This is a genomic window from Enterobacter sp. Bisph1 (genome assembly GCF_000814905.1).
Classification (GTDB): Bacteria; Pseudomonadota; Gammaproteobacteria; order Enterobacterales; family Enterobacteriaceae; genus Kosakonia.
Map to the genome: position 1 here is coordinate 54,432 of NZ_JXAG01000052.1, position 22,318 is coordinate 76,749.

The following is a 22,318-nucleotide window of genomic DNA, read 5'->3' on the forward strand; positions in this document are numbered from 1 at the left end:
TCTGGCGCATCAGGTCGAATTTCCGGATTGGGGTTTTTACTGAACGTCCGTGGCGACAGGCGCTCAGCAAAAACGAAAAGGCGGACAGCATGCTGCCCGCCAGAGGATTACGCAGTGGCGCGTTCGTTCCAGGAATCGGAATGAATGATGTTGCCGTCTTTGTAGGTCCAGGTGATTTTTTCGTAACGCAGCTCAATCTGCTCCAGGTGGTTATGTCTCTCGTAAGTAGGATCCTTGACGTCGTGCATCAGCGGAGCCACTTTCACCACTTTTACGTTCTCGAGTTTGACGTTGAAATATTCAACTTCCTGGCCTGCGTCGTTGATTTTGTACCACTTGAATTCCGCAGATTTCAGGGTCTGACCGGTGGTCACAGCCTTGTAGAGATACGGGCTTGAAGAGTCGATTTCTTTGGTAAACAGGAACGGGGTATGAATACGGGTTCCCGTCAGTTTGCCGGTGTTGTTATCCGTCGGGATGTACAGGTTATGCGCCTGCGCTACCACTTCGATGCTGCCTTCGCGGTCCTGTACGTCAACAGACCCTTTAATGTCCGCGCCGCCGTCGTCTTTCAGCCAAAGATAAACAGGAATTGCCATCGGATTTACTCCATTTGATTTTGTGTCAAGTCATCATCCTGTGATGACGCTGTGGTGTTGCCCGGAATCAGACAGGCGTCGGCCTGCGGAACCAGGCTGATTTCGACACGACGGTTGAGCGCGCGCCCTTCTGCCGTGTCATTACTTGCAATGGGGCGATGTTCGCCATAACCCTGCACCGCAAAGCAGCTTTCCGGCAGATCGCCGGTATCGCGCATCCAGTTGCGTACCGCTTCAGCCCGTTTGAGCGAAAGCATCTGGTTAAGAGGCGCGTTGCCAGTGTTATCAGTGTGCCCGCTGACCACGATCAGCCAGCCCGGCCGGGCTTTAATGCCGACAAGGGCGTTCACCAGCATTTTGGTAGAGCCGGGTTTAAGCAGGGATTTACCGGAATCGAATAGCGACATGCTGTCGAGGCGGACCGTCTTTGGTCCCTCAACCACTTGCTTTATCACCGGCGCCGGCGGAGGCGGCGGTGCCCAGTCACTGAGAGCCGCTTCTACTGGTGGAATCAACCGCAGCCCCTGGTATAGCCCCAGCCCGTAACGCAAGGGATTTCCACGGCGAAGCCAGTCATCAAGGAGCTGACTGTCTGCCCTTAAGCGTTGTTGCGCCTGCAGCTTCGGTGCAGCTGGGTGCCCATCCAGATGATGGTAAAGCGCAAGATGATCGCCGACGCTGCGAACGAGGCGCTGGTTGTTGATAAAAGAAGCAATCATTGCCAGCAGCAGGAACAGACCCGTCATCAGGCCGGCTTGTCGCCAGCGTTGCTGATTCCGGCTAAGCCCTCGACGGCGTGTCAGGCCAGCCAGTAGGTTATCCGGCAAAGGTAATATTTCTTCGCGAGTTTTCGCGAGCGGCGGCAAAGCAGTGAGGGCAGCAATATGTTGCTGCCAGAGATTGTTTGCTCCTGCCGTTACCGTCGTCAGGCAAAATCCCACCGCCAAAGGGCGCAGGATCGAAAAATCCCCACGCCGGCTGGTCAACACAGCACCCACGCGTTGGTCATACCACGACTGCAAGGCATCCAGCCAGAAAGCCTCACTGAGACGGGAAAAACGCGCATCGGTCGGACTCTCTTGCAACCAGTCAGCTATGGGAACAACGCCTTGTCCCGGCAAGCACACGTTAACCAAAGGCTCGCCTGGGGTGATGCTAAACCAGCGAACAAACGCCTCTTCTGCCGATATTTCGGTCTGTGACGGTCCTGAAACCATCAACGTGATCAGTACCGGCGGCAGGCCATTAAGCCAGCGGCTACATTGCGTTACGGCCCGCTGCCAGTTGCGAAGCCAGTGCTCGAATGCTTCGTCAGACGAATGATGCTCGGGCAGAAGCCCCAACATCACGGCCACCTGAGGCCGCAAAGCGGGACGTAAGGTTGCCAGTTGTTCAGCGAGTTCCGGCAACTGCTCCGGATTTTCAACCTGCAAATACCAGCCCTGCCGTGTTTCGCGAAATGGCTGACCAGGGACAAACCACGATGTGGTATCACCAGCAAAGAGCACCACGCTTCCCTGAAAATCTTCCGGTGGAAAACAGTCAGGACTTAAGCGGCACAAGACATCACGACGGGACTGTTGCTGCCATTGATACCACAGCATCCCAACCGCCACCGCCACGAGCAGCAGATTTGCTATCCAGCGACCTGCAGCAGTTAGAGACCAAAATCCATTGGTCAGCCACAGTGCAAGAAGCAAGGCCAGTATCGTGAGCAAAAGAGGATAACGTTCACGCATATTCAGCCCAGTCCCGTAATCTTTGAAACTTGGTTTGCCAGTGCCGATGAAAGCACAAACCAAATCCCTACCAGCGTCACGATGCCTGCTCCCCAGGATAACCAATACATCCGCTGTCCGGTACGCAACCCGGACGTGCGAACGACGACTGGCGCATCCTGGCTCAGTACAAACGGTGGAACCCGTTCGCTGAGCGCACGTACTACATCCTCACGACGCTCGTCGTCCTGCGTTCGGTATTGCCCAGTAAACCCGAGCTGGAGCGTACGATACAGACACATCAAAACAACCGTATCTGCCGTCGTGGCGTTAAGCTGCTCGCGAATTCGCTGCCAGAGTTCCTCCCCCGCGTTAAGGGTGCCAAAAAAATGAGCCTGGAGCGGATCCTGTTGCCAGGCACGCCAGACATCATCCGTTTTACCTCGGTTCAGGACGCTTTCGTCCAGCAAAGCGCAAAGGGCATAAACCATGTGGTCGCTACTCGCCTGACTGAATCCCACCCCCGTCAGTTTTTGCCGCGCTTCCGTCACTAACTGACGTGCGCGGCGATAAAATGCTTTTCCATCCTGTACGTCCTGACCGCTACGTAACTGGCAAACCATCAACCAGCCGGGATAGAAAATCTTTTCTGCCTGAGTTATTCCGGATTGATTCATGTGCGCAGTACCGCGAAGAGTTCAAGTTTCACATCACCCAGCGAGGCTGGGGTGTAAAAGCTACAGCTCCCCGCATCCAGCATCGCCCGCGCGGCATCACTGCTTAAATCCAACGCGAAATAGTGATTTTCCAGACGCAGAGGAATAGCCGCCGGGACATGAGTGACCGGACGAATAACCATGCCGCTCAACGCCACATTCACTACCTCTGACACGTCATCCGGGCTCCCGGCCTTACATAATTGCGGGAATTTTGCCTGCAGCTCATGCGACGGCATGGAAGAACGCACAGAGATCCAGAAGTCAGCCCCTTCTCGCAGGCGAGCATCGTGTAGCGCCCCTTTCCACATCACACCGTCCTGCTTCAGTTCAATGGATACGACGCGAGAAGGTAGGCTGGCTTCCAGCAGCTTATCCAGAAGGGCAAGAAGCGGCGGAAAAACCTTCTCCGGCGCGTCGTGACGGTACGCCGGAATATCAGCGGTATCGTGTTCGAGTGAAAAGGTCAGCAGGCTACCCGCCAGCCGAGCCAGCTCACGATAAAACAATTCCGGATGACGTCCCGGCTTATCAAGTAGCTCGGTTAATACAGGTTCAGCGCTGTTCAGAGCGTTAAGCAACCAGAACAGAGAGACATCGGCCACGGCAAAATCGGCAAGTCGCGCATTACTTTCCCGGCGCATGGCCATTAAACGTTGACGGCGAGCCTGCAGACGATGCAGCAAATCAGCAAGATCCGACACCAATGCCGGACAAGCTGATAAAGCAAGCAGCGGTGGGATAAAGGTGTTATCCCGCCGCCACTGCCCTTGAGCATCCCGAACCAGACGGGTGACCGGACAGGTCAGGTAAGCCGCATTCTCCTGGTGGGCCATTCGCAGCGTCAGGGTATGGCGTAACACGGCAAGCTCGCTACGCTCATGCCCCGCCAGTTCCTGCACGGTGATGCGTTCAGCCTTCCAGCGGCGCGGACGCTCGCTGTCGCTGCCGTCATCAAGATTACCGCCGTTCGCGCTGAGAAGTGGCAGAGCCAGCACGACGTCAACCGATGTTCCGTCAGAAACTTCCGACAGATCACAGGCTGACGGCAGGTTATCCGCCAGGTCTGTATCGACCAGCGTACCGTCCGGAAAGCGGATAATCAGACGGGTTGCGTTAAGCCGGGAAAGCGCCAGCAGACCGTCATCAAATTCAGCATTCACCACACCCCACGGATGAGCCAGCCCCATCCGGGAAACGGTATCTGCCATATGGGCATCCCATCTGGCCTGCTGTTGGAACTGTTGTGGGGCCAAAAAGGCCCCGTCTTCCCATAGCGGACGATAAATCTTCATCCCTGCGTTCCCCTCGCCTTACGATTTCGCCTTCGGCATCTGAGAAACCAGCGACAGATTGACGTCCATGCCTTCCACCTGGAAGTGCGGCACCGCATACAGTTTGACGCGGAAGAAACCCGGGTTGTCCTCGATATCTTCCACCACCACTTTCGCATCGCGCAGCGGGTGGGAAGCCTGCAGCTCGTCCCCCGGATCCGTCATCTCTGTCACCAGGCTTTTCACCCAGGTGTTAAGTTCCAGCTCCAGCAGACGACGGTCTTTGGTGGTACCGATGTTTTCACGCTGGATCAGCTTCAGGTAATGGGCGATACGCGACAGCAGGAAGATATACGGCAGACGCGCATTGATGCGGCTGTTGGCGGTGGCATCGGCGGTTTCATACAGCGCCGGTTTTTGCGCCGAGTTGGCGGAGAAGAAGCAGGCGTAATCACGGTTTTTGTAATACGACAGTGGGATAAAACCGAGGTTGGCGAATTCGAATTCGCGGGTTTCCGGGATCATCACTTCTGACGGGATTTTCACCTGGTTACCGGTACCGAGATCGTAGAGGTGAATCGGCAGATCCTGCACCGCTCCGCCCGCCTGCGGCCCGCGGATTTGTACGCACCAGCCGTTATTGATAAAGCTGCGAACCATGTTGGACGCAAAGGCGAACGACGCGTTGGTCCACAGGTATTTGCCGTGATCCGGGCCTTTAACTTCTTCGATATAGTTGAAGCTGCGCACCGGTACGGTATCCGGGCCATAGGGCAGACGGCCGAGCACGCGCGGCATCACCAGACCGATATAACGGGCATCGTCGGTGTCGCGGAAAGCTTTCCACTTGATGTATTCTGCGCGGTCAAAGTAGTTGCCAATATCTTTGATTGCCGCGACCTCTTCCATTGAATCTTTGAGGAAGAATTTCGGGCCTGCCGAGCCGATAAACGGCATATGCGCAGCGGCGGAGACTTTTGAAATATTGCGCAGCAGCGCCACGTCCTGGGCCGACGCATCGAATTCGTAAGCCGAAACCAGCGCGGCAATCGGTTCGCCGCCGGGGGTGTCGTATTCATCAATGTAGGCGTGTTTATACAGCCCGCTCTGGATAATTTCCGGGCTATCTTCGAAGTCCTGGCGCAGATCTTCTTTCGATATATCCAGCAGTTCGATGCGCACGTTCTGGCGGAAATCCGTTTTATCCACCAGCGACTTCACGCCGCGCCATAATGACTCGACGGCCTGAAAATCGTCATGGTGCATCACTGCGTCCAGCTGGCGGCTGATCTGGTGATCCAGTTCGGCGATATGATGGTCAATCAGGTTTTTATCCAGCTTCTCAACGCGGGCACCGGCTTTGGTCAGACACTCCAGAAAGACCTGCATCCCGGCGGTCAGACGTTCATCCGCCGTCGCATCGGACATCGCCTGCGTATCCTGCCAGATATCCAGCGCGCTCAGTTCCGAAACCGGGCTGAGATTGATTTTCTCAAACAGAGAAGCATACACCCCACCGGCCACCGGACGTTCCAGCACCACGCTTTCGCCGCCAACGGCGTTTTCATTTTGTACAGACATGAGCATTCCTTATAAATCCATTAATAATCGGGACGTTTATGGCTGCTTTGGAGCCAGAGCGGAGAGTTCACTGCGCAGTTCTGCACTCAGTGCCGGATTCAGCAGAATTTTTTCCAGCTCTTTCCGGAAAGTCTGGTTATCGACCAGGTTTGCCTTGAGATCGCGAAGCAGGTTGCGCATGGCGAGCATGGCTTTTAGCTGCGGGATCTGGCGGGCCACCTGCTCCGGTGAAAAGTCCTTCATGTTCTGAAAAGAGAGACTGACGTGATTTTCACTGCCGTCACCGGCAAGGGTATTTTTCACCACGAAGTTAACGTTTGGGGAATATTCAGCAAGGACGCTGTCAAAGTTATTTTTGTTGATATCTACTTTTTCACGCTCGGATAACGGCGCAGTTTCTTGTCCATTACTGAAATCACCGGCAACCAGTAATTTCAGCGGCAATTCCGTTTTCTTGCTCGCTCCGCCTGTATGCAGGTCGAGCTTTAAATTAATACGCGCCTTAGGCACTTCGTTCTGGAAGCTGTCGGCCATCTCATCATCCCTCTGTTATATCGCTGTATGGTTTTAAGCACTAAATTCCCGGTCGCGATAATAGAGCAATGTCCGTTAATAGATCAAATAAACAGATCATAATTCTTCATAATATGATTTATTAAGAATTTTCTTTTGATGGGTGACAGGGGATTGTACTGATTACTGAAACTAAAGCGCCGCCAGATAGCATAAAAACAGTGGCTTATTCTGAAGGAAACAAAAACAGTGAAACAATCTGTTAAATATAATATATTTTGACTTAAACTATTGATAAAATTGAATACACCCCGCAGAGTCCGAACGTTACGCAAAAAAATGATAATAAAGCAGATTTTCAACAACCCTAAACCGAGACAACAGGGTGATTTACGAGAAGGCGTAGCGATGTATTTATAAGATATAAAAAAAGGTGCGTAGGTATTCTTAATTGACACGAGAATGCGTAACAGCGCAGATCAAGATTAAATCAAAAACTTATAATTCGATTTTGAAGGGTTACAAATAGTATTCGCCCTTTTTATTAATAAAGGCCGCTGTTGCGGCCAATAATATAAATAATTGACAAGGCAGGCACCCGCCTGCCCGTCTAATGCTACTAAACGTTAGCGCAGTTTAAATACCGCCACCGTCTCTTCAAGGAGTTGAGACTGCTCTTTAAGGGAATGCGCTGCGGCAGACGCCTCTTCTACCAGAGCGGCGTTTTGTTGCGTAACCGTGTCCATCTGCGCCACCGCCTGGTTTATCTGCTCAATGCCGCGGCTCTGCTCACCGGTAGAAAGGGCAATCTCCGACATCAGTTCAGAAACCTGCGTCACAGTACTGATAATGCGCTGCATACTTTCACCCGCCTGCGATACCCTTTCGCTACCAAGCAGCACCTGGCGACCGGACGCTTCAATAAGCTCCTTGATCTCCTTCGCCGCCAGCGAGGAACGCTGCGCCAGGTTACGCACTTCGCTTGCCACGACCGCGAACCCGCGTCCTTGCTCACCGGCTCTTGCAGCTTCAACCGCCGCATTGAGTGCCAGAATATTGGTCTGGAAAGCGATATCTTCGATTAAGGAGATAATGGTATCGATTTTGCCGGAGCTGGCTTCGATCTCTTTCATGGAAACCACCGCTTTTTCCACGGTGGTATTCCCTTCCTGGGCGGAGCTGCGCATCGCCGCCGCCAGCGTATTCGCCTGCTGGGTATTTTCAGAGGTATGTTTAACCGTTGAGGTCAGCTGTTCCATGCTGGCGGCGGTCTGGCCAAGAGAGGCCGCCTGCTCTTCGGTACGGGCTGAGAGATCGGTATTGCCGGCAGCAATCTCTTCTGCGGCGTGCGCCACGCTCTGGCTGGAGTTGCGTACCTGGGCAATAATTTCTACCAGCGAAAGGCGCATTTGCTCCAGCGAGCCGAGCATATCGCCAATTTCATCTTTCGAGCCGTTAGCAATCGGCAGATGCAGCTCCCCTGCCGCCATCTGCTGGCAATGCGCGCGGGCGGTATCCAGCGGCGTTAACACACGGCGTCTCAGCAGAATAAAGACCGCCGCAATAATCAGCGAAAACAGCAGAGCAAAAACAGCAAGGGTCACCATGCTGTTAACGAAGCGATTCTGCGCGTCGGTGTTCAGACGCTGGGCATATTTTTCGCGAAAGGCCAGCAGGTTATCGAGGGTGATTTCAAACTGACGATCAAGCTGCGGGATCGTTGTGCTGACCAACTGGTTAAAACGCACGGTGTCGTTATTGCTCGCGGCATCAAGCAGCGGACGCAGCCCATCATCTACATAAGTATGCCAGGCACGACGATAAGGCTCGGCCAGCGCTTCTTCACCCTCAACGGCGGGCGCCGCCTGATAGTGGTTAAACGCATCCGTTGCTTTTTGCATCACCGCTTTCGCGGTCTCAAGGGATGTCTGGGTTTTTTCTTTATCGCCCAACGAGGCGTTAATCATCGCTTCCATCAGCCGCACCCGCAATGTGCGGCTATGGTTAATAGGGTCAATAACGGAAAGCACAACCCGGATTTCTTTGTTCACATTATCCAGCGACTCATTGCTGCGGGTAAGTGACCAAAGGTTAGCGGCGGAGCTGGCAAGAAAGATACCAAGTAACAGGGTAAACACGAGAAATGAAAAACGCCTTACTGACATATTTTACGACCTTGCTGAGTTGGATTTATACATAACGCTCCTCAGTTACCAGAGGGGCGCGGTATTCAGGTTATCGGTCAGCAGGCGGTAATATTTAACTTAAAGATCATTACTCTTACAAATCAACATTTTAAATTTTTCAATGGCTTACGCGAAATAATGGCCGCATGTATCATTAAATATAAACCAATGTTTTATATCACTTAACGCAGCAAATAAGCGCCTCAGCGACAAAAGAAAACAGCAGAATAAGTAGCCAGCCTTGAAGGCCATAAAGCCCTTCGGTAAACAAAGAAGAGGAAGCAGTATGATCACCTTATGCAAAGCGTGCGGTACCTCATATGAGGTGGCCAACCGCCCCCCGGAACAGTGCAAAATTTGCCAGGATGCGCGTCAGTTTGTGCCGGTCGGCGGGCAGAAATGGGTCGATTTATCCTCCCTCGCCTCTCATGCCAATAAATGGCGGCAGCACGAGGCCGATCTTTTTAGTATTCAAACGGTTCCGGCTTTTGCCATCGGGCAGCGCGCGTTCCTTATCAGAACGGCGCAGGGAAATATTTTATGGGACTGCATCGCCACGCTCGATGAGGCGACAAAAACCCTGATCGCTTCGCTTGGCGGGATTGAGGCAATTGCCCTCTCCCATCCTCATTACTACACCACCATGCAGGACTGGGCAGATGAATTTGACGCGCCGGTTTACCTGCACGCCCGCGATAAAGAGTGGATCATGCGCGACAGCCCGTACATTACGCTTTGGGAAGGCGAAACCCTCCAGTTAACCGCGGACGTTTGTCTGATGCGCCTTGGCGGTCATTTCCCCGGTGGCTGCGTGCTGCACTGGGCGCGTGACGAAGGGGTGCTGCTTTCCGGTGATATTCTGCAGGTCACCCCCGGTGCCGATGCGGTCTCGTTTATGTGGAGCTATCCCAATATGCTGCCGTTAGCCGCACAGACGGTTCACGCAATGGCGCAGCGCCTGGATAACGTTGCGTTTGCCAGGCTTTATGGCGCATTTGAAGGCAGAGAAATCATCGCCGATGCCGCTAATTGCGTGCGTCGCTCCGCAGAGAAGTATATTGCCTGCCTGCGGTAAACCAGCGCCAGTGATCAATACAGCAGTTGCATCGCCACGCGGCGTTGTATATCAAGCCCGGCGAGGCTTTCGTCTTCAAGCACGGCTTGCAAACGAGGTGATAAAGCGTGGCTCTCAATGGCCACAAAACCCAGCGATGCGTAAAACGGGGCGTTAAAGGGCGCATCGCGATCGGTGGTTAACGACGCCCCGCATACACCGCGCGTTTTGCCTTCGATAAGAAGCGCCTGCAGCAGACGGCGACCAATGCCTTGTCGCTGCCACTGCGGATGCACATCCATTTCGGCGATATGGAGCCAGCCTTCAGCAACGTAGCCGCCAGCAAACCCGACCGGGATATCGTCCGCGGCGAAAGCCACCAATAATACCCCTTCGCGACATAATGCACCCAGCGTTTCCAGTGGCGTTGCCACAGGCTTTCCCGTCACGGCGCCCGCTTCGCGCAGCGTTTCATACGCGGCAAATTCAATAGCATTTAATGCCGCCAGGTGCTCTGCCTGCGCCGGGCGAATGATGATATTTCTCAAAACTGTCTCCTGCGTAGGAACGGGTATTTGCGCTGACCAGGCCGCCGCTGGCGGGTTATTTTAAGACAACATTGCGTGGCGTCTTAATAGCCGCGTCCCATTCACCGTTTCATTTACTTACAAATAAATTGCTGCGCGGTATTATTCATTAATGTAACTAATAGAAATTGAATGTTGTATGTTTTCTAGCCGTGATGGTTATTCGCCGTTCTCCCCAAGGACGGCTTTTTTTTTGCCCGGCATCCGGGAGAAAGTTAAAGTCTAAACCGCACGCTTTTTTTTTATCAGTGTGGCTTATGCTCCATCCTGCAACAGGCCGCTACTGCGTTGTCAGCGCCTTATTAGGCCGAAATAAAAGAATAATATTAGCCTGCTGGCGAATAAGCTTCTGCGCAGCCATGCTCTCTGAGTCAAATTTCCCCTTTCAGACTTTCCGTTCTGTAAAAGGGTTTTCTGCTGCCCACTGTCCCTGTAGTCTCATTAACGCTTTTTTTGCTGTGCACGATGTGAGTCGCCTTTTCTGCCTATTAAAACGAGAAAATTTTGCCATTTTTGAGGAACGGACAGGATAATTATGCATTCCACGCTCATTACCACTTCCCCCGCCGGGAAAACACCGTCGCTGGATCGCGCCCGGCGTGCCGCCTGGGGCAGCTTCGCCGGCGCGGTGGTCGACTGGTTCGACTTTCTGCTGTATGGCATTACCGCAGCGCTGGTCTTTAACCGCGAATTTTTCCCGCAAATCGACCCGGCAATGGGTACGCTTGCCGCTTTCGCTACCTTTGGCGTCGGCTTTTTATTTCGCCCCCTTGGCGGCATTGTCTTTGGTCACTTCGGCGACCGCCTGGGTCGCAAACGCATGCTGATGATGACGGTCTGGATGATGGGTATCGCCACGGCCTGTATCGGGCTGTTGCCGTCGTTTGCCACTATTGGCTGGTGGGCCCCGGCTTTACTGGTGATACTGCGCGCCATTCAGGGTTTTGCCGTGGGTGGCGAATGGGGTGGCGCCGCACTATTAGCGGTCGAGAGCGCGCCATCGGGCAAAAAAGCCTTCTACAGCAGCGGCGTGCAGGTGGGTTACGGCGTCGGGTTGTTGCTCTCCACGGGGCTGGTCTCCCTGATAAGTAGCCTGACCACTAATGCACAGTTCCTGAGCTGGGGCTGGCGTCTGCCGTTCTTATTCAGCATTGTGCTGGTGCTTAGCGCGCTGTGGGTGCGAAACGGTATGGATGAGTCCGCCGAATTTGAACGGATGCAGACGCAACAGCCAGCAGTAAAAAAACGGCTGCCGGTATTTGAAGCACTGTTTCGCCATCCCGGCGCGTTTTTGAAGATTATTGCCCTGCGTCTGTGCGAACTGTTGACGATGTATATTGTCACCGCGTTTGCGCTGAACTACTCCACACAGAATCTGGGCTTACCCCGCGAGCTGTTTTTGAATATCGGCTTACTAGTGGGCGGTATCAGCTGTCTGACTATTCCGCTTTTCGCGTGGATGGCCGATCGCTTCGGGCGGCGGCGCATCTATATCACCGGTGCCCTGGTCGGTGCGCTGAGCGCGTTTCCGTTTTTTATGGCCCTGGAGGCGCGCTCGATTATCGGTGTGATTATCTTTTCTCTGCTGCTGGCTAACCTTGCGCACGATATGGTGGTCTGCGTGCAGCAGCCGATGTTTACTGAGATGTTCGGCGCAGGCTATCGCTACAGCGGCGCGGGAGTTGGCTACCAGGTCGCCAGCGTAGTAGGCGGTGGCTTTACGCCGTTTATTGCCGCTGCGCTGGTGACCTTCTCCGGTGGTGCATGGCATTACGTGGCGAGTTATCTGCTGGCAGGCTGCCTGCTCTCGGCCCTGACGGCGATGTTAATGAAAACCCCGCCGACGCAGGCATAAAAAATTAAGCCTCCAGGTGTGGAGGCTATTTTTTTACTCTCGTTTTAAATCTGATAATCAATGGCGACATCATCGGGCTCCATCACCTGGCGCTTGATTTCGTCCACCGACAGCCCGGCATTACACAACTCAATAAAGCGCCAGACATAGTTACGCTGCAGCTGCCCACGCTTTAATCCTAACCAGACAGTATTGGCATCAAACAGATGCCGGGTATCGAGGCGCACCAGTTTGCCCTCTTCGTTCTCACCGCTCGATTGTTCCGCCACCAGCCCGACGCCGAGCCCCAGCTCAACGTATGTCTTGATGACATCGGAATCCTGCGCGCTCAGCACCACATCGGGAATTAACCCTTTGCGACCAAAGGCTTCGTCTATACGCGAGCGTCCGGTAATGCCCTGACGATAGGTGATCAGCGGCCAGCGGCTAATCTCCTCCAGGGTCAGCGGCGATGATTGCGCCAGCGGGTGATCCGACGGCACCAATAAGCTGTGATGCCAGCGAAACCAGGGAAACGCGACGAGAGCGCTGTCATTGCTTAAGCGCTCGCTGGCGATGCCGATATCCGCGCCGCCGTTATGCAGCAAAGATTCAATCTCTTGCGGCGTCCCCTGAATCAGCTCCAGCCGCACTTCAGGAAACAGGGCGCGAAAGGATTTGATGACAGACGGTAAACTGTAGCGCGCCTGAGTATGAGTAGTGGCAATGGTCAGTACGCCAGACGTGTCGTTGGTGAAAAGGTCGGCGAGCCTGCGGACATTACTCGCCTCATTAAGAATGCGCTCCGCAATCACCAGCAACGCTTTGCCGGGTTCCGTCATGCCCAACAAACGTTTGCCGCGACGAATAAAAATCTCTATCCCCAGCTCTTCTTCAAGCTCGCGGATATGCCGGCTGACGCCGGATTGCGAGGTATAAAGCATATTGGCGACGTCGGTAAGATTGAAATCCCGCCGCGCCGCCTCGCGGATAATTTTAAGTTGCTGGAAATTCACCCTTCGCTGCTCCTGGCCTGTCAGACATGACGTTATTGTTAAAGTCTGCGGCCAGGCAGAACAAATAATAAAAACCCGCATCTTATTCCATTAAGGAATAATACTTAACTCACCAGCTGCAGTTCGTGGTTTTCTATCGCCGGGCGGCTGACGAGTGACAGTAAAATATCTTTTACTGCCTGCGCCTGCGGTGAAAGCGCGCCGCGGGCGGAGACATTCAGCGACAGCGGTAAACTCATCGACGGCGTGGTGATACGCGCCATCCAACCGTTGGTGGCCGCGCACAGCGAACGTGCGGCGGACTCCGGCAGCACCGTTACGCCCATGCCGCTGGCAATCGCGGCGGTTAAGGTAGCAATCGACTCAATTTCGCCAATAATTTTCGCCGTTAGTCGACGCAGGGAAAACGCCTCATCCACGCGCAAGCGCACTGCGCTGTAGTCGCACGGCAGGAACAGGTTCATATCGGCCACCGCCGTTAAATCGACGCTTTGGCCCGGGCAATCACGGGTTCCTACCAGATAGAGATCTTCTTTCAGCAGCGGCAGGCTGCTGATACCGGCACCGGGGGCGCGCTCATACAGCACCGCCATATCCAGCTGCCCGCTGAGCAATTTATCGTTGAGCACCGTGCCGCTGTTTTCATGCAAGTAGACCGTCACTTCCGGCAGTTCGGTACGTACCGCCTGCAACAACGGCATGGTTACCGACGAAGCGGCTGTACCGGGTGCCAGGCCAATAGAGACCTGCCCGCGCAGGCACTGGCCGACATTATTCACCGCCAGCTGCGCCTGTTCGCACTGACGCAAAATAGTGCGCGCATGGGTATAGAGAATTTTGCCCGCTTCCGTCGGCGTGACGCCACGTTTGGTACGGATCAGTAATTGCTGATCCAGCTCGCCTTCCAGAGTGGCAACCTGCTGGCTCAGCGCAGGCTGCGCAATATGTAATACTTCGGCCGCCTGAGTCAGGCTCCCAATATCGACGATTTTTACGAAGTATTTCAGTCGTCTTAAGTTCATTTTGCCTCCTGTACGGATACCATTGCCAACGTCGGCGGTTATGTCGTCGGAGGAGTTGCAATATGCTTGCCAGTTTTGCAAAGGTAAAAAATGAAACCTCTAACAGGCTGGATTATAAGAGATTCTGATTACCTGACGGGGAGTTATTACTGAAACAGCGGTTCGTTTACTGCTTCAACGGCGGTGCAATGCACAATTTTGGTGCAGAAAAGCGAACTGGCGCAGAAGATTGTAGAAATAGTCAGCAAACGGTGCTTGCAGGGCGATCCACCCTTTGACAAGGCGAATAGTCATCGATAATATGCGCCCCGTTCACACGATTCCTCTGTAGTTCAGTCGGTAGAACGGCGGACTGTTAATCCGTATGTCACTGGTTCGAGTCCAGTCAGAGGAGCCAAATTTAAAGAAAGCAGACGTTCACCGACGTCTGCTTTTTTCATTTCTGTCAGCTGGTTATCCTCGCTTTAAGCATAAACAATGTCTGCCGGTGCGCAATCCGGCACCGCTAGTCACACCGGAAGTGCTTAACCGGAGCTGATTCATCGCTTTTATGCATAACGCACTGGTCATCGTTGCTGGATCCTCCAGGTGGTGAATGATTTTAACCGCGAGGCCCCAGGCATCGAAATTGCTCTGAATATTCCGGCACAGCGGGTAGTCCGAGTACTGGACAGAATAGTGGCAAAACGGGTTATCCGCTGAAGGTGCGGATGAACAACGGCCCGGAACGGATCTCACTGACGCTGGCTAACAGGATATTACAGTAAGCGGCTTCATGAACCCCTGTCTAACCTGACACCGGAAGAGTACCCGCTGATGGCTGTAAAACCTGAAACAGCAAAATGCGTGAAAACGGATCTACTTACACTTTGGCTCGATGTTCGAAGGGATAAGGAATGAAGCAGCACCCAAGATATTTCGTGCTGCTTCAGAGATATTTGTAATGTATTAGATACTGCCGCCTGAAATTTGTAGAGAGTTATCAGAAGAATAGAATTTTTTACATAGTAAGCTCTCTAATTTAATCGCTTGGCTTTCATTAATATTATAAACACCAATGCCTAATGAAAATTCTTTTTTATCTTCTTCGCTCCACCCCATAATTTCAGCTACATCTGACAGTTTATTTTCTGGGATTTCAATTTCCAGAAGCAACGCCTCATCCTCTTTACTATATACATCAATAGTATATATTATCGTCATTTTTCCACCTTTCTTGTTGGATCTGCGGGTTTTGTTTGCTCACCAGTAATATGATTAAATTCACCTAAATGATTAAGACCTGAACGATCATAAACTTCTACAGTGCCATGTTGAGAATCCCACTCATAGATTTTTCCTTTTGAATCTTTCCAACGATTACGTAGTTTACCCCCGCCCTTAACAGGTGTTTTAGCTTGCGCCTTTTTGGCATCAGGATACGCAGGTAATGGAGGATCTTCTTTCGGCGGAGTGTAGTATTTATGATCCGTGTTTAGATAAATATAAATCGGAGGAATATCAGATACTGGCAGAATAAGAATATAATCCGCAAATTTCTTCTCTTCCTGTACCGGACTGGTCGTTGCCTCAATGCTGGTATTTTCCGGTAGCGGATCAACAACAACCGGATTGGGTATCCTTACCGGGTTTTGGTTGCCTGTATTTGAAGGAACATTGACACCTGAACTGTCTGGCGTCCAGATGAGCGTTACTCGGGGATCTTCCTCTGTGGTGAACATATAGGCTAATAGTTTCGTCAAATCGCGTTTTGGAGAACTGAACAGGGAATGTGGCATCATTGTTTCAGAGTGAGAAGTAAGTTTTCGATTAACCAATCTTCCCGTTGATAGCTTTCTCGAAGTCACCTTTTTCTTCACATCCAGCCAGAAACAACGCAGCGCATGCCGTAAGTGAGATTTTTTTCATCTTCATATCCCATCAATGTTAACAAACTGGCTGTTCGTGGCAGGATTGAAAGCAGAAGAGAGCCTACTAGGAGCCGGATCCTACCCGTTCCATAAACAGTCTTATTAACCAATTGATGGAATTTAGTTATTTTACTGTTTGTCAAATTGACTAGATCGATTGATAAAAAAATGATACTCAAGAACTATCAAAAACAGTATATCGATCGATTTAAAAAATTAAAGACCCGCTCAATCAACAGTATATAGTCGTCAAAAACTATCAATAGTAAATTATCTATCATTTATATCAATTGATTGCAATGGTGAGCGGCGGTTCGCCAATGTTGGTGTGAGCTGGCTGGGTGTTTGAGGGGATATGAAACGAAGCAGCACGCAAGGCGTGCTGTGCTGCTTATGTTGGGAAGATAATTGAAAACGCGCTTTAAAGCGAAGATAGCTCTATTCAGATTTCCCCACCTGAAATTTGAAAATCCAAATCTTCTTGGAAAAAGTTTTTATCCAAAATTTTCTCAATTGCCTTGACCTGCTGGCTGGTAAGATCCCATCCACCTATCCCTGCAGTAAAGTCACTATAGTCTTCATCCGTCCAAACCATGACTTTAGCTATTTCCGGGAGTTTTTCTTTTGGTATATCGATTTCGAAGACGAGTAATTCATCTACACGTTCGAATGCATCAATAGTATAAACAATTGTCATTTTTCTACCTTTCTTGTCGGATCTGCTGGTTTCGTTTGCTCACCTGTTATTGGGTCAAACTCGCCTAAATGATTGCGCTCTGAGTGGTCTGGGAATGAAGCAGCACATAAGAAACAATGTGCTGCTACTAAACAACTACCGATTTCTAAGCCCTGGAATGGAAAGCGTAAATAGTTTTATTCATCTCGTTTAAAGACTAACTGGTAATCATATTTATCGAAATCAATGTGGTGTGAAAAAAATGGTTGTAAATCGTTCTGCCACGAACTTAAAACATCAAATCCACCGTCATATATTCTTTCATCAAATGGTAAATTAAATTTTTTAATTAGACTTCCATCCTGACCTAAATCTGCAGAAGTCTCTTTATTGATCAATATCTCATCTATTTTATCAAACCATTCTAATGTTAATTTCAGTCCCATCTTTCACCTCACAGATATCTTTTAATATTTCGACGTTTAACAGGAGGTTTTAACTGCTCACCTGTTTTATAATCTACAGACCCTAAATGCTCACCATCACTCGCCCTGTACACCTCAAGCTCACCGTGCTGAGAATCCCATTCGTAAATCCTCTTACCTTTAGCATCAACCCAGCGCTCTCTAAGTCCACCGCCACCTTGTTTAGGTGTTTTTTTCTTAGCCTGTCTGAGACCTGAAATACCAATTTCACTCGTTTCCGGTGCTGGGTGATAGTCATGACCTTTATCAGGAATACCTGAACGTCCCTGACTAATATATACATAAAGCGGCGGAACATCCGATATTGGCAAGATAAGAATATAATCCGCAAATTTCTTCTCTTCCGATACCGGACTGGTCGTTGCCTCAATGCTGGTATTTTCCGGTAGCGGATCAACAACAACCGGATTGGGTATCTTTACCGGGTTCTGATTGCCTGTATTTGAAGGAACATTGACACCTGAACTGTCTGGCGTCCAGATGATTGTTATACGGGGATCTTCCTCTGTGGTGAACGTATAGGCTTTTCGGCTGCTGTCCCACTCCATTTTCCGCACACGCACCATATCCTGACCCGGTGGTGTATGCCAGCCATGAGGAACCGGGTTACCTTTGTCATCTTGTTCCCATGTATAACGTACACGGCTTGGCGCTTCACGCATCTGCTCCAGACGCATCCGGTCAATAAAGTCCTGTTCACCGTCATTCAGTCTTCCGGGCATCATTCCCAGTACAACCGCTGCAATGGGAGCACCGGGGCCGCTGGCTGCGACCCTTCCGAGGCCTGTAGCCACCTCACCTAGTTTTACCGCCCATGTTCCTGATGTAACGGCACGGCCCCCTACCAGCCCAAGAATACTGGCGCCTTTAACAGCCATCTGAGCGTTAGCAGCACTCGTCGCTGCGGCTGCTGCCCGCTGGTGTTCGACTTCCTCATGATTACCGAACCACCATTTATACAGGGCGCTTCGCTTCCTGGGTTCCGGGATTTTCTCGGCTGGTTTCTTTTTCCTGGCAGTCTGAGCGTGCTGGACCACATCAGTATCCGATGCAGGATCGGCAGGTGGGACAGCCTGATAAAATGCCATCGCAGCGAAATTGGTATGAGGCTCCTGATCTTCTCCGGCATCATTACAGCCTTTACCCCGAAGGCAGGATTTGGCGAACACACGATTGCGGTCACGCTCTTTAGCCAGTTGTTGAGTTCTTTCTTCTGCGGCGGCCTTACGTTCAGCAACCAATGCGGCAAGGGCTGCAATAGAAGGAGCCGGGCCTCTGCCAACCCATTGTCCTGCTGGCGCGATAATCCTGTTAGACCCCGAAGGGCAGGCACAGCGCACGATTGAACCGTCCACTGCCGCTATTTTTCCATTATTGGTATCACGGGGTTCACCGGATACGATAACCCCCACCTCACCACATTCAGGACATGAAGTTGTTTTATCCCCCACACGAACAACCCTGCGCCCATGTTCAGTATCATTGGACATTGAGGCGATACATTTTGCACCCGTGGTTGTTTTATCACCCTCCAGTGCTGTTCCCCGCCCATAACAATTAGAACGGTTTCCCATTACGCCACCCTTGTAGAGAACAGGAAATCTTCCGGCATTGTTTCTCCTGTACGAGTTACAATCATCGGCCCATTGCACAGGGTGCTGATAATCTCGTCTCCGTTATCCAGACGACTATTGACCAGCGCTACACTACGACCATTTACCTCACTCATTTTACCCGCACCAGTGACAATTTTCGCCGTTCTTCCATCAGGGTAAACAACGTCATCACCGACTAACGCAACATTAACCTTCCTGCCGTCTGAAAGTTCGATTTCGTTTCCGTTGTATGCTGCACGAACTGTTCCGCTCTCTCTGGTAAGGCTGCCATCCACTGCAATACGGTATATGGCATTCACAGGATGCTGGCGGCAATACGCCTGCTTTTCGGCAATTAGCGCACGCGTTTCATCATTCATTCCGGTCAGTTGTTCTGTTGTAAACGGGGATTGTTCCATTGCTGCCAGCAGTTCCGGGGTCAGTTCATTGTTGTATTGACGATTCATTTCCTTTTCCTTGTCATTACTGTGGTTTAGCTGATGCGATACTAACCGATTTGTAATTTGACTTAAAAGCTATGCTTGTCAAAAAGTTATAAAAACCAAACATGAAATAACAAAACGGGATATTCACCTTAAGGCATAGTAGATGTGCCAGTCCTTGATTTACCCCTTCTCGTTGAGTCATCTCCAGCGTCGAGAGTTCAACACTGCATTATCCGTTGCATTACCCGCCATGTATTAGCTCAACCTCAACGGTGAATGGTTAAATATCATGCGATATTTTATTTAACCAGTGCGTAAAATTTTGGATAAGGTTTAAAGAGCGGGTTAATTTCAGCTATTTAATACTAAAATCCGTAGCTATTGAGGAAGATCTTTTCCTGATAACCTACGGAGCCATTTATGTAAAACTTTTAAAAATAATCCTAAGGCCAACTACTATGCGTCATTTTCTTTATATTATTGCTATATCACTGTTACTCACAGCCTGCGGTGATGATGATATTTATGGTGTTTATAAGAATCCTCAGCAGGGTCTTATTATTAAAATCGCCGAAAAAAGCATCAAATTCCCCGGTGGAAATCTTACAGTTTCTTCGTGGGATGTAAATAAAGACACCAAGACTTATACAGCCCATACATTCTTTAAAATTTCGGAACAAAGCAATTTCAAAAAAGATGTTGAAATTGAAAAGACCAGTAAGGGCGTTATTATTGACGGTATTAAGTTTGAAAAAGAGTAAGTTAAAAATAATTAATTACAAGTCGTAAGCTTGATGGGATGAGTGTGAAAAAAATTGTTATGGTTACCCTTATCAGAACGCTGCTGGTGGGATGTGATAAGGCGGTTGAGAATAAACCCATTTCGGAGCTTACCCGCGAAGAAGCCAGCGGTATCTGTAAATCGCCCGATGTGTTAGCTCCGTTTGAGAACAGCTTCAAAAAAAATACCCCGGTATTTTTAAAAGATAATCCGCGTAATTACTATCCATTTATAGATAGACTGGTGAGTGTTATTTTCCTCAGGTCGAAAAAATCCCACTTAAGGTCCTTAAGCGGGATTTTTGCCATTAATAAATGAGTTGCAACACCTTTCATCTCTTTACTTTAACGTACCGCTGTCCTCACGTAAGCCATTAACGCCTCCAACAATTCTCACTGAATCGCCATGCGCAGCCCTAAATCCTGCGGATAAGGGGCAAAGTAGTTTTGCTGCGACAGGTAGCGATCCGGGAACTCCGCCAGATAGTGTTTCAGCAGGGTTAACGGCGCGAGGATCGGCAACTGTCCGTCGCGATAATGGAGGATAACGTCGCGCAATTCGCCGCGCTGGCGACCGTTTAAATGTTCGCGAAAATACCCCTGCACATGCATCAGCACATTAGTGTGATTTTTCCGTGAGGCGGTTTGCTTGAGGATAGTCATCAGTTTCTCGCGGTAGACCACGAAGAACGCGTCCAAATCCTGCCATTCGTGCAGCGAGGCGACAAAAGGCCCGATCTCGCGATAACCGGCCTGGTGATGAGCCAGCAGCTGCAGTTTATAACGGCTGTGAAAATCCAGCAGCGCATGGCGAGTCAGACCGTTTGCCCGCAATGTGTTCAACTCATGAAGGGCGAAAACGCGCTCGACAAAATTCTCCCGCAGCGCAGGATCGTGCAGGCGACCATCCTCTTCGACGGGCAGCCACGGATATTTTTCCAGTAACGCGCCGGTGAACAGGCCCACCCCCTCTTTGCGCCCGCGATTGCCTTTTTCATCGTACAGGCGCACACGTTCCATACCGCAGCTTGGGGATTTCGCACAGACAATAAAGCCCGACAAATGACTGATGGTGGGCAGAAACGCGTCGGTGAAGGCGGTCATTTTCGCCGTCACATCGTCGTGGGGCGCATGGCTGAACCGCATCTCAATATCCCCTACGCTGCTCTGGATCAGGCGCAGCGCCGGGCGAGGCACAGGGAGGCCGATGCTCATCTCCGGGCAGACCGGCTTGAAGGTTACCCAGCGAGCCAGCTCGTCCATGGCAAACGCTGTGCGTTTATGGCCGCCATCAAAACGAACTGCCGAGCCGGTTAAACAGCCGCTAATGCCAATAACAGGTTGTGTGTTCATAACTCTCCCCCTTCGCCCGGTGTTTTGCTGCGTTGCGCCTGAAAGTAACGGCATAGATCAAACTTACACAACATCTATTATTTGTACAAGTTTAAATAATGATATTTATTTTTAGCTATTAATTTCAATATGTTAAATTTGTAATTTGAAATGCACAAAGCCAGAGATAAGCATCGCAACGATAGCTTATCCCGCACAGCAGGCTGGAAGGGGGTTAGAGCGAAATGACGTCGAGAGAGGCAACGAGCGGCTGCCAGCGTTCGATCTGTTTTTTACGCGCGAGGGTGAGTTTGCCGCTGGTGACCAGCAGCCATTTTCGCTGCGGGAAGATTTCCGGGGCCAGCGCGGCGGGCGGCACGGGAAGTACATCGATACGGTGTCCCTGACCGGTGCGCGTAAGGGCTTCGAGCCAGATCTCGCAAGCATCGGTCAGATGCCAGCCGCAGATCAGGTAATTATCCCCCGGCGCTTTTCTGTCCCCTTCGAGACAAAACGAGGTATAGGCGATAATCAGGCCGTCGAGGATTTCGCGCAGGGTGATCATTGCGGCAATATTGGCCGAAAGCTGGCTGCGCAGCGGGCGCAGCACTTCCGTCACCAGTTCGGCGCGCGGATATTCCCGACCCGCGTCATAAATCTGCTGGCGCAGGGCATCGATTTTGCCCTCTTTCAGCCGTTGCAGCATGCTTTCTTGCAGGCTGAGCCAGTTGTTGGTCCGCCTCGCGCCAGAGCGCGCCAGCAGTGGTTTTACCTGGCTTACCGGCACCCCTTTTTTTAACCAGTCGAGAATTTTCAACGCCTGCTGAATATCTTCATCGCTGTAGAGACGGTGGCCGCCCTCGGTGCGCATCGGTTTGAGTAGGCCGTAACGACGCTGCCAGGCCCGGAGCGTGGTGGCGTTGATGCCGCAAAGCTGGGCGAACTCGCCGATGGAGTAAGACATAGGTGACCTGATTACAAAGACTATTCTCAC

23 protein-coding genes, 1 tRNA gene and 2 pseudogenes are annotated in these 22,318 nt (G+C 51.2%); 6 read left to right on the forward strand and 20 right to left on the reverse strand.

The annotated features are described in order from the left end of the window. Positions 1-107 precede the first annotated feature (107 nt). The 7 genes from hcp to RW65_RS19595 all read right to left on the reverse strand — a co-directional run bounded on the left by hcp (position 108) and on the right by RW65_RS19595 (position 8,566). Positions 108-599, reverse strand: coding sequence for a type VI secretion system effector Hcp (gene hcp / locus RW65_RS19565; RefSeq protein ID WP_039058506.1), 492 nt, complete (start codon positions 597-599; stop codon positions 108-110). Positions 600-604: 5 nt separating this feature from the next. Further along, entirely contained in the window at positions 605-2,338 is a 1,734-nt protein-coding gene (locus RW65_RS19570; protein WP_039058507.1) for an OmpA family protein, read from the reverse strand. 2 nt (positions 2,339-2,340) lie between these two features. Continuing rightward, positions 2,341-2,994: a type VI secretion system protein TssL, short form gene (tssL, locus tag RW65_RS19575; RefSeq protein ID WP_039058508.1), complete on the reverse strand. Its 654-nt coding sequence runs from the start codon at positions 2,992-2,994 to the stop codon at positions 2,341-2,343. Continuing rightward, positions 2,991-4,328, reverse strand: coding sequence for a type VI secretion system baseplate subunit TssK (gene tssK, locus RW65_RS19580; RefSeq protein ID WP_039058509.1), 1,338 nt, complete (start codon positions 4,326-4,328; stop codon positions 2,991-2,993). Before tssK ends, tssL begins: the two co-directional genes overlap by 4 nt. 18 nt (positions 4,329-4,346) lie before the next feature. Further along, positions 4,347-5,894, reverse strand: coding sequence for a type VI secretion system contractile sheath large subunit (tssC, locus tag RW65_RS19585; RefSeq protein WP_039058510.1), 1,548 nt, complete (start codon positions 5,892-5,894; stop codon positions 4,347-4,349). 30 nt (positions 5,895-5,924) lie between these two features. Then, a complete protein-coding gene (gene tssB, locus RW65_RS19590; protein ID WP_039058511.1) occupies positions 5,925-6,422 on the reverse strand; it encodes a type VI secretion system contractile sheath small subunit in 498 nt (165 codons plus the stop codon). 605 nt (positions 6,423-7,027) lie between these two features. Further along, the gene (locus tag RW65_RS19595; protein ID WP_039058512.1) at positions 7,028-8,566 is read right to left on the reverse strand and encodes a methyl-accepting chemotaxis protein; all 1,539 of its coding nucleotides are present in this window, start codon (positions 8,564-8,566) and stop codon (positions 7,028-7,030) included. A 307-nt stretch (positions 8,567-8,873) separates the two neighbouring features. On the opposite strand from RW65_RS19595, the gene RW65_RS19600 reads away from it, so the two are divergent. After that, a complete protein-coding gene (locus RW65_RS19600) occupies positions 8,874-9,662 on the forward strand; it encodes an MBL fold metallo-hydrolase (RefSeq protein WP_039058513.1) in 789 nt (262 codons plus the stop codon). A gap of 14 nt (positions 9,663-9,676) precedes the next feature. Here RW65_RS19600 and RW65_RS19605 read toward each other — a convergent pair whose 3' ends face one another. Further along, on the reverse strand, positions 9,677-10,189 hold the full coding sequence (locus tag RW65_RS19605; RefSeq protein ID WP_197058912.1) for a GNAT family N-acetyltransferase: 513 nt from the start codon (positions 10,187-10,189) through the stop codon (positions 9,677-9,679). A 574-nt stretch (positions 10,190-10,763) separates the two neighbouring features. On the opposite strand from RW65_RS19605, the gene shiA reads away from it, so the two are divergent. Further along, positions 10,764-12,083 carry a shikimate transporter gene (shiA, locus tag RW65_RS19610; protein WP_039058514.1) on the forward strand — a complete coding sequence of 440 codons (1,320 nt, stop codon included), beginning with the start codon at positions 10,764-10,766 and terminating at the stop codon, positions 12,081-12,083. Between the two features lie 44 nt (positions 12,084-12,127). On the opposite strand, the gene cbl is transcribed toward shiA, so the two are convergent. Further along, the gene (gene cbl / locus RW65_RS19615) at positions 12,128-13,078 is read right to left on the reverse strand and encodes an HTH-type transcriptional regulator Cbl (RefSeq protein WP_039058515.1); all 951 of its coding nucleotides are present in this window, start codon (positions 13,076-13,078) and stop codon (positions 12,128-12,130) included. Positions 13,079-13,182: 104 nt separating this feature from the next. Continuing rightward, on the reverse strand, positions 13,183-14,100 hold the full coding sequence (gene nac, locus RW65_RS19620; protein ID WP_039058516.1) for a nitrogen assimilation transcriptional regulator NAC: 918 nt from the start codon (positions 14,098-14,100) through the stop codon (positions 13,183-13,185). Positions 14,101-14,421: 321 nt separating this feature from the next. Between nac and RW65_RS19625 the strand changes: the two genes are divergently transcribed. Both RW65_RS19625 and RW65_RS23420 read left to right on the forward strand, forming a co-directional pair. Beyond that, positions 14,422-14,497 (forward strand) — tRNA-Asn (locus RW65_RS19625). A 194-nt stretch (positions 14,498-14,691) separates the two neighbouring features. Then, positions 14,692-14,852: pseudogene (locus RW65_RS23420) on the forward strand (IS3 family transposase); the annotation flags it as partial. A 196-nt stretch (positions 14,853-15,048) separates the two neighbouring features. Here the strand turns inward: RW65_RS23420 and RW65_RS19630 are convergent. From RW65_RS19630 to RW65_RS19655, 8 genes and pseudogenes are all read right to left on the reverse strand, one after another. Beyond that, complete coding sequence (locus tag RW65_RS19630) at positions 15,049-15,303, reverse strand: DUF7683 domain-containing protein (protein WP_039058517.1); 255 nt, start codon at positions 15,301-15,303, stop codon at positions 15,049-15,051. Beyond that, positions 15,300-15,881: a colicin E3/pyocin S6 family cytotoxin gene (locus RW65_RS22265; RefSeq protein ID WP_082022467.1), complete on the reverse strand. Its 582-nt coding sequence runs from the start codon at positions 15,879-15,881 to the stop codon at positions 15,300-15,302. The genes RW65_RS19630 and RW65_RS22265 overlap by 4 nt, the downstream gene beginning before the upstream one ends. 34 nt (positions 15,882-15,915) lie before the next feature. Further along, a pseudogene (locus tag RW65_RS23425) lies at positions 15,916-16,008 on the reverse strand (SEN1982 family lipoprotein); the annotation flags it as partial. Positions 16,009-16,452: 444 nt separating this feature from the next. Further along, positions 16,453-16,707, reverse strand: a complete 255-nt coding sequence (locus tag RW65_RS19640) for a pyocin S6 family toxin immunity protein (protein ID WP_039058518.1) — start codon at positions 16,705-16,707, stop codon at positions 16,453-16,455. Beyond that, positions 16,704-16,850 carry a colicin E3/pyocin S6 family cytotoxin gene (locus tag RW65_RS23275; protein WP_082022471.1) on the reverse strand — a complete coding sequence of 49 codons (147 nt, stop codon included), beginning with the start codon at positions 16,848-16,850 and terminating at the stop codon, positions 16,704-16,706. Before RW65_RS23275 ends, RW65_RS19640 begins: the two co-directional genes overlap by 4 nt. A gap of 33 nt (positions 16,851-16,883) precedes the next feature. Beyond that, a complete protein-coding gene (locus tag RW65_RS19645) occupies positions 16,884-17,132 on the reverse strand; it encodes a colicin E3-like toxin immunity protein (protein ID WP_039058519.1) in 249 nt (82 codons plus the stop codon). An 8-nt stretch (positions 17,133-17,140) separates the two neighbouring features. Further along, the gene (locus RW65_RS19650; protein ID WP_039058520.1) at positions 17,141-18,745 is read right to left on the reverse strand and encodes a colicin E3/pyocin S6 family cytotoxin; all 1,605 of its coding nucleotides are present in this window, start codon (positions 18,743-18,745) and stop codon (positions 17,141-17,143) included. After that, the gene (locus RW65_RS19655) at positions 18,745-19,233 is read right to left on the reverse strand and encodes a PAAR domain-containing protein (protein WP_039058521.1); all 489 of its coding nucleotides are present in this window, start codon (positions 19,231-19,233) and stop codon (positions 18,745-18,747) included. The genes RW65_RS19650 and RW65_RS19655 overlap by 1 nt, the downstream gene beginning before the upstream one ends. A gap of 437 nt (positions 19,234-19,670) precedes the next feature. Between RW65_RS19655 and RW65_RS19660 the strand changes: the two genes are divergently transcribed. Together RW65_RS19660 and RW65_RS19665 are read left to right on the forward strand one after the other, a co-directional pair. After that, entirely contained in the window at positions 19,671-19,973 is a 303-nt protein-coding gene (locus RW65_RS19660) for a putative periplasmic lipoprotein (RefSeq protein WP_039058522.1), read from the forward strand. 44 nt (positions 19,974-20,017) lie between these two features. Beyond that, entirely contained in the window at positions 20,018-20,311 is a 294-nt protein-coding gene (locus tag RW65_RS19665; protein ID WP_039058523.1) for a hypothetical protein, read from the forward strand. Positions 20,312-20,385: 74 nt separating this feature from the next. Here the strand turns inward: RW65_RS19665 and RW65_RS19670 are convergent, their stop codons facing one another. Continuing rightward, positions 20,386-21,345 (reverse strand): YbgA family protein, encoded by a 960-nt coding sequence (locus RW65_RS19670; RefSeq protein ID WP_039058524.1) that lies wholly within the window; start codon positions 21,343-21,345, stop codon positions 20,386-20,388. Between the two features lie 214 nt (positions 21,346-21,559). Continuing rightward, complete coding sequence (locus tag RW65_RS19675) at positions 21,560-22,288, reverse strand: MerR family transcriptional regulator (protein WP_039058525.1); 729 nt, start codon at positions 22,286-22,288, stop codon at positions 21,560-21,562. Positions 22,289-22,318: the final 30 nt, after the last annotated feature.

What these genes read in the sequence shown, in the direction of transcription:
- hcp (WP_039058506.1), bottom strand. Translation starts at nt 599, where the DNA reads ATGGCAATTCCTGTTTATCTTTGGCTGAAAGACGACGGCGGCGCGGAC.
- RW65_RS19570 (WP_039058507.1), bottom strand. Translation starts at nt 2,338, where the DNA reads ATGCGTGAACGTTATCCTCTTTTGCTCACGATACTGGCCTTGCTTCTT.
- tssL (WP_039058508.1), bottom strand. Translation starts at nt 2,994, where the DNA reads ATGAATCAATCCGGAATAACTCAGGCAGAAAAGATTTTCTATCCCGGC.
- tssK (WP_039058509.1), bottom strand. Translation starts at nt 4,328, where the DNA reads ATGAAGATTTATCGTCCGCTATGGGAAGACGGGGCCTTTTTGGCCCCA.
- tssC (WP_039058510.1), bottom strand. Translation starts at nt 5,894, where the DNA reads ATGCTCATGTCTGTACAAAATGAAAACGCCGTTGGCGGCGAAAGCGTG.
- tssB (WP_039058511.1), bottom strand. Translation starts at nt 6,422, where the DNA reads ATGGCCGACAGCTTCCAGAACGAAGTGCCTAAGGCGCGTATTAATTTA.
- RW65_RS19595 (WP_039058512.1), bottom strand. Translation starts at nt 8,566, where the DNA reads ATGTCAGTAAGGCGTTTTTCATTTCTCGTGTTTACCCTGTTACTTGGT.
- RW65_RS19600 (WP_039058513.1), top strand. Translation starts at nt 8,874, where the DNA reads ATGATCACCTTATGCAAAGCGTGCGGTACCTCATATGAGGTGGCCAAC.
- shiA (WP_039058514.1), top strand. Translation starts at nt 10,764, where the DNA reads ATGCATTCCACGCTCATTACCACTTCCCCCGCCGGGAAAACACCGTCG.
- nac (WP_039058516.1), bottom strand. Translation starts at nt 14,100, where the DNA reads ATGAACTTAAGACGACTGAAATACTTCGTAAAAATCGTCGATATTGGG.
- RW65_RS19630 (WP_039058517.1), bottom strand. Translation starts at nt 15,303, where the DNA reads ATGACGATAATATATACTATTGATGTATATAGTAAAGAGGATGAGGCG.
- RW65_RS22265 (WP_082022467.1), bottom strand. Translation starts at nt 15,881, where the DNA reads ATGATGCCACATTCCCTGTTCAGTTCTCCAAAACGCGATTTGACGAAA.
- RW65_RS19640 (WP_039058518.1), bottom strand. Translation starts at nt 16,707, where the DNA reads ATGACAATTGTTTATACTATTGATGCATTCGAACGTGTAGATGAATTA.
- RW65_RS19645 (WP_039058519.1), bottom strand. Translation starts at nt 17,132, where the DNA reads ATGGGACTGAAATTAACATTAGAATGGTTTGATAAAATAGATGAGATA.
- RW65_RS19650 (WP_039058520.1), bottom strand. Translation starts at nt 18,745, where the DNA reads ATGGGAAACCGTTCTAATTGTTATGGGCGGGGAACAGCACTGGAGGGT.
- RW65_RS19655 (WP_039058521.1), bottom strand. Translation starts at nt 19,233, where the DNA reads ATGAATCGTCAATACAACAATGAACTGACCCCGGAACTGCTGGCAGCA.
- RW65_RS19660 (WP_039058522.1), top strand. Translation starts at nt 19,671, where the DNA reads ATGCGTCATTTTCTTTATATTATTGCTATATCACTGTTACTCACAGCC.
- RW65_RS19670 (WP_039058524.1), bottom strand. Translation starts at nt 21,345, where the DNA reads ATGAACACACAACCTGTTATTGGCATTAGCGGCTGTTTAACCGGCTCG.
- RW65_RS19675 (WP_039058525.1), bottom strand. Translation starts at nt 22,288, where the DNA reads ATGTCTTACTCCATCGGCGAGTTCGCCCAGCTTTGCGGCATCAACGCC.